Below are 1,911 nucleotides of genomic sequence, written 5' to 3'. Positions count from 1 at the left end.
CACCAACACCCTCACCATCACCCACCACACCCACACCCACATCCCGCGCCACCACAGCCAACGCCCCCACCGACTGACACTGAAAAACCTCACGGGGGGTGATGGCCAGACCGGCTTCCCGGGCCCGGCTCACCAGCTGGATCGACACGATGCTGTCGCCGCCGAGATCGAAGAAACCGTCGTCGACACCCACTTCCGGCAACCCGAGAACATCGGCGAAGAGCCGGCACAGGGTCTCTTCACGAGGGGTACGGGGCGCCAGGCCGCTCACGGCGGCGGCGAAGTCGGGGGCGGGCAGGGCCCGGCGGTCGAGCTTGCCGTTCGCGGTGAGCGGCAGCCGGTCGAGCACGACGACCGCGGCGGGGACCATGTACTCGGGGAGCAGTTCGGCGAGACCGTGACGCAGCCCGGGGCCGTCGAGCACGGAGCCCGCCCCGGGGACCGCGTACGCCACCAGCCGTTTGTCGCCCGGCCCGTCCGAGCGGACCAGGGCGACGGCCTGGGCCACCCCGTCGGCGCGGAGCAGGGCCGACTCGATCTCACCGGGCTCGATCCGGAAGCCGCGCACCTTGACCTGCTCGTCGGCCCGGCCGACGTACTCCAGGTTCCCGTCCGCCCGCCACCGCACCAGGTCTCCGGTCCGGTACATCCGTGAGCCGTCGGGGCCGAACGGGTCGGCGACGAACCGCTCCGCCGTCAGCGCGGCCCTGCGCACATATCCCCGCGCGAGTCCGGCGCCGGACACATACAGCTCACCGCGCACACCGACCGGCACCGGCCGCAGACCGGGGTCCAGGACATGGACGGAGGTGTTGTCGAGCGGGCGTCCGATCGGGACCGAGTGCCGGTCGCCCAGCCCGCCGGGCGGTACGCGGTAGTGCGTGGCGAAGGTCGTGTTCTCCGTGGGTCCGTAGCCGTCCACCACGGTGAGCCCGGGGCACGCCGCCATGACACGCCGTACCGCGTCCGGGTCGACGACGTCTCCGCCGACCCAGAGTTCCCGCACTCCGGCCGGCGCTCCGGGGCTCTCCCGGGCTATGAGATGGAAGAGGCCCGCCGTGAGCCAGAGACCGGTGACCCTGTCATCGCGGGTCAGCCGGGCCAGTTCGGCCGCGTCCAGGGCGGCGGGCGGGGCCACCACCACCTCTCCGCCGGACAGCAGCGGGGTCCAGATCTCATAGGTGGAGGCGTCGAAGGAATGCTGCGAGTGGAAGAGCACGCGCTGATGGCTCCCACCGCGCCAGCAGCTGTCGAGCGCGAGCTGAACGACGGAGGCGTGGGTGACCGCCACGCCCTTCGGCTCCCCGGTCGATCCGGAGGTGTACATGACGTACGCGAGGTTCCGCGGATCGCCGGCGCCGGCCCCGCCGGCCGGATGGGTGTCCAGGTGCGCGTCGCTGTCCGCGTCGCCTGCTCCGTCGACGTCGAGCGGTTGTACGGAGTCGGGGAGCCGGACGTCCTCGCGTCCGGCGGCGTCGGTCAGCACCCATCGGACGTCGGCCTCCGCCAGGAGGCGTTCCCTGCGTGACTCGGGCTCCTTGGCGTCGAGCGGCAGATAGGCGCCGCCGGCCTTGAGGACGGCGAGGAAGGAGACGAGCAGACCCGGGGAGCGCGGAAGGAGTACGCCGACGATCTCCTCGGAGCCCACTCCCGCCTCGACCAGACGGCGGGCGAGGCGGCTCGCCCGCAGATCCAGCTCCCGGTAGGTGAGCACTTCCTCGTCCGAGCGCACGGCGACGGCCGACGGAGTGCGGGCGACCTGATCGGCGAAGCACTCGTGCAGTGTCTTCGCCGCCTCGGGCAGGGGTCGCGGCGGCGGATTCCACTCGGTCAGCAGCTGTCGGCGCTCGCCCTCCAGGAGGACGTCGAGCCGGCCGATCCGTATATCGGGGTCGGCGGCGACGGCTTCCA

The 1,911-nt window shown here is 72.2% G+C and carries 1 protein-coding gene; it reads right to left on the bottom strand.

Translation table 11 applies throughout. The features are described from left to right. A partial coding sequence (locus tag ACF089_RS35890) for an amino acid adenylation domain-containing protein (RefSeq protein ID WP_392036431.1) occupies positions 1–1,911 on the bottom strand: 1,911 nt, incomplete at both ends.

Origin of the sequence: Streptomyces sp. NPDC014894, assembly GCF_043080985.1 — a bacterium.
Lineage (GTDB): Bacteria > Actinomycetota > Actinomycetes > Streptomycetales > Streptomycetaceae > Streptomyces.
Note: the sequence above shows the minus strand (reverse complement) of the source record. Positions and strands in the feature narration are given on the sequence as shown.